Raw genomic sequence first — 3,622 nt, 5'->3', positions numbered from 1 at the left:
ACCTGCGCCGCAGCCTGATCCGCGAACTGATGGACGTGTGTGCGGCGGACCCGCGGCCGCAGGGGGTGCGCGACGCAGCGATCATTGCCTTGTTGTACGGCACTGGCATGCGCAAGTCGGAATCGGTGGACATCGACCTGGATCAGGTTGATTTCGAGGCGCGTAGCCTGCAGGTGCTGGGCAAGGGCAACCGCCAGCTGATCAAGTATGCGCCGCCCTGGGCGTTTGAAAAGCTGCAGGCGTGGCTGGACCTGCGCCGCGAAGACCTGCCGGCAGGGGCCGAAGACGACGCGTTCCTGTTCAACCGCATCCGTCGTGGCAGCCACATCACCCGCGCGCGGATCACCAAGCATGCGATCTACTACATCGCCCGCCAGCGCGGTGCGCAGGTGGGGGTGAAGATCATGCCGCATGACTTTCGCCGCGCGTTTATTACCCGGGTGATCGAAGAGCATGACCTGTCGATTGCGCAGAAGCTGGCGCACCATGCCAATATCCAGACCACGGCCAGTTATGACCGGCGTGATGACAACGAACGCCGGCGTGCGGTGGACCGGTTCGACTACTGACTTTCAGTGTTTTTTTTGGGGGGGGCAGTAGGATTGCATCAGGGCTGACAGGCGCTGCACATGCTGTGGCGACCACCTGGCACCCCAAACACAATATCCCCCGTACGCCCCATTCCAGAGCGCCCGCAAAAAATAGTTTCATCTTCATTCACCTGCGGAGTTGGCCCGCAACCTGCTATATCCAGCCTGCGAATTTGATCGAGTGGTCAGGCCGCAGGCGCTGCCAAGCGCCCACGGCGGACCCTCTAAACGGCCAGCAGGCCACGGATTTCAGGGGCCGCAGGATGTCGCTCGCGGAGCAGATCGAACAACAACAGGATGCCGCAGGCTGGAGCGCCCATCTGCAGCTGCGCTTCGTCAAGCGCGACGGTGTGACCCGCCTTGGTGCGCGGCGGCATTTCGGTCCTCTTTTGGTGCAGCGGCCTTTCTATCCTGAAGGTCCGCCATGCCACGTCTATGTGCTGCACCCACCTGGCGGCATCGTCGCTGGCGATCGCCTGGAACTGGACATTCATCTGGAGCCTGGCAGCCACGCGCTGCTGACCATGCCCGGCGCCAGCAAGTTCTACCGCAGCATCGGCCCCACCGCGCGGCTTGCGCAGCGCTTCCACCTGGCCAGCGGTAGCACGCTGGAATGGCTGCCACAGGACAGCATCTTTTTTTCCGGCGCTCGCGCCAGCCTCGACAGCCGTTTCACCCTTGAGCCCGGGGCCCGCCTGCTGGCGTGGGAAACCCTGTGCCTGGGTCGCCCGGTGATGAACGAGCGTTTCGAGCAGGGAGCCCTGGACAGCCGGCTGCACATCGAGCAGGCCGATGAAATCGGCCTGCATGAGCGGCTGCGTATCGAAGGCGGGCAGTTGGACAAGCTTGGCGGGCACCCGCTGCTCGCCACCTTCTGTGCCGCACCTGCCGACCAGGCGCTACTGGAACAGGTGCGCCCGCTGCTCGAAGCACTGGGCAACCCGGCCGGTGCGACCCTGCTCGGCTCTTTGCTGGTGATCCGCCTGCTCGACCATGACAACCAACACCTGCAACACACCCTGCAACGCCTGTGGCATGTGCTGCGCCCGGCCGTCCTCGGCCTGCCCGCCTGCCCGCCGCGTATCTGGGCCACCTGAGAGAGCGCCATGGAGCTGACCCCAAGAGAGAAAGACAAACTGCTGCTGTTCACCGCCGCGTTGCTGGCTGAACGGCGCCTGGCCCGTGGTCTGAAGCTCAACTACCCGGAGGCCGTAGCGTTGATCAGTGCCGCAGTGCTGGAGGGCGCCCGCGATGGCCGCACCGTCGCTGAACTGATGAGCCTGGGGCGCGAAGTGCTGAGCCGCGACCAGGTAATGCCCGGTATAGCTGAAATGCTCCCCGATGTGCAGGTCGAAGCGACGTTCCCGGATGGCACCAAGCTGGTGACCGTGCATGACCCCATTGTCTGAAACTGCCCCGGAGCCTTGCATGATCCCAGGTGAAATACAGGTCGCCAGCGGCGACATCGAACTGAATTGCGGCCGTGAAACGGTCAGCGTTTGCGTGGCCAACCATGGCGACCGCCCGGTACAGGTCGGCTCGCATTACCACTTTCATGAAGTCAACCAGGCGCTGGTGTTCGACCGCGCGCCGACCCTGGGCTTTCGCCTGGACATTCCTGCCGGCACCGCCGTGCGCTTCGAGCCCGGTCAGGCGCGGACCGTGCAGTTGGTGGCGTACGCCGGCAAGCGCGTGGTCTACGGCTTTCAGGGCAAGGTGATGGGCCCGCTGGAGGGCAGGGCATGAGCCGTATTTCCCGTCAGGCCTATGCCGACATGTTCGGCCCGACCGTGGGTGACCGTGTGCGCCTGGCCGACACCGCGCTGTGGGTCGAGGTCGAAAAGGACTTCACGGTGTATGGCGAAGAGGTGAAGTTCGGCGGCGGCAAGGTTATCCGTGATGGCATGGGGCAAGGCCAGATGCTGGCCGCCGAGGCCATGGACCTGGTGCTGACCAACGCCTTGATCATCGACCACTGGGGCATCGTCAAAGCGGATATCGGCATCAAGCACGGGCGCATCGCAGTGATCGGCAAGGCCGGCAACCCGGACGTGCAGCCGGGCGTCAACGTGCCGGTCGGCCCGGGTACCGAAGTGATTGCGGCCGAGGGCAAGATCGTCACCGCCGGCGGCGTCGACTCGCATATCCATTTCATCTGCCCGCAGCAAGTCGACGAGGCACTGAACAGCGGCGTCACCACCTTTATTGGTGGCGGCACCGGGCCGGCCACTGGCACCAACGCCACCACCTGCACCCCCGGCCCCTGGTACCTGGCGCGCATGCTCCAGGCCGCCGACAGCCTGCCGATCAACATCGGCCTGCTGGGCAAGGGCAATGCCTCGCGACCTGAAGCGCTGCGCGAGCAGATCGCCGCCGGTGCGGTGGGCCTGAAGCTGCATGAAGACTGGGGTTCGACGCCGGCCGCCATCGACTGCTGCCTGGGCGTGGCCGAGGAAATGGACATTCAGGTGGCGATCCACACCGACACCCTCAACGAGTCCGGCTGTATCGAGGACACCCTGGCCGCCATCGGCGACCGCACCATTCACACCTTTCACACCGAAGGTGCTGGGGGTGGCCATGCACCGGACATCATCCGCGCGGCGGGACAGGCCAACGTGCTGCCGTCCTCGACCAACCCGACTTTGCCGTACACGGTCAATACCGTGGACGAGCATCTGGACATGCTGATGGTGTGCCATCACCTTGACCCGAGCATTGCCGAGGACGTGGCCTTCGCCGAGTCGCGCATTCGCCGTGAAACCATCGCTGCCGAGGACATCCTGCACGACATGGGCGCCTTTGCCATGACGTCGTCCGACTCCCAGGCCATGGGCCGGGTCGGCGAGGTGGTGCTGCGCACCTGGCAGGTCGCTCACCAGATGAAGCTGCGCCGCGGGCCGCTGGCACCGGATACCGACTACAGCGACAACTTCCGGGTCAAACGCTACATCGCCAAGTACACCATCAACCCGGCGCTGACCCATGGCATCGCGCACGAGGTAGGGTCGCTGGAGGCTGGCAAGCTGGCC

The 3,622-nt window shown here is 64.8% G+C and carries 5 protein-coding genes; all 5 read left to right on the top strand.

Annotation, left to right across the window (positions count from 1 at the left end):
* Positions 1-569 (top strand): tyrosine recombinase XerC (xerC, locus tag HP546_RS27655; protein WP_172232233.1); only part of this gene is annotated, 569 nt, incomplete at its 5' end.
* A gap of 284 nt (positions 570-853) precedes the next feature.
* Positions 854-1,687, top strand: a complete 834-nt coding sequence (locus HP546_RS27650) for an urease accessory protein UreD (protein WP_172232230.1) — start codon at positions 854-856, stop codon at positions 1,685-1,687.
* A 9-nt stretch (positions 1,688-1,696) separates the two neighbouring features.
* On the top strand, positions 1,697-1,999 hold the full coding sequence (locus tag HP546_RS27645; protein ID WP_172232227.1) for an urease subunit gamma: 303 nt from the start codon (positions 1,697-1,699) through the stop codon (positions 1,997-1,999).
* 19 nt (positions 2,000-2,018) lie between these two features.
* A complete protein-coding gene (locus tag HP546_RS27640; RefSeq protein ID WP_172232224.1) occupies positions 2,019-2,336 on the top strand; it encodes an urease subunit beta in 318 nt (105 codons plus the stop codon).
* Positions 2,333-3,622 (top strand): urease subunit alpha (ureC, locus tag HP546_RS27635; RefSeq protein WP_172232221.1); only part of this gene is annotated, 1,290 nt, incomplete at its 3' end. The genes HP546_RS27640 and ureC, both read left to right, overlap by 4 nt.

This window comes from Pseudomonas sp. CM25 (genome assembly GCF_013179705.1).
Taxonomy (GTDB): domain Bacteria; phylum Pseudomonadota; class Gammaproteobacteria; order Pseudomonadales; family Pseudomonadaceae; genus Aquipseudomonas.
This window is presented reverse-complemented; position numbering and strand designations above follow the sequence as displayed.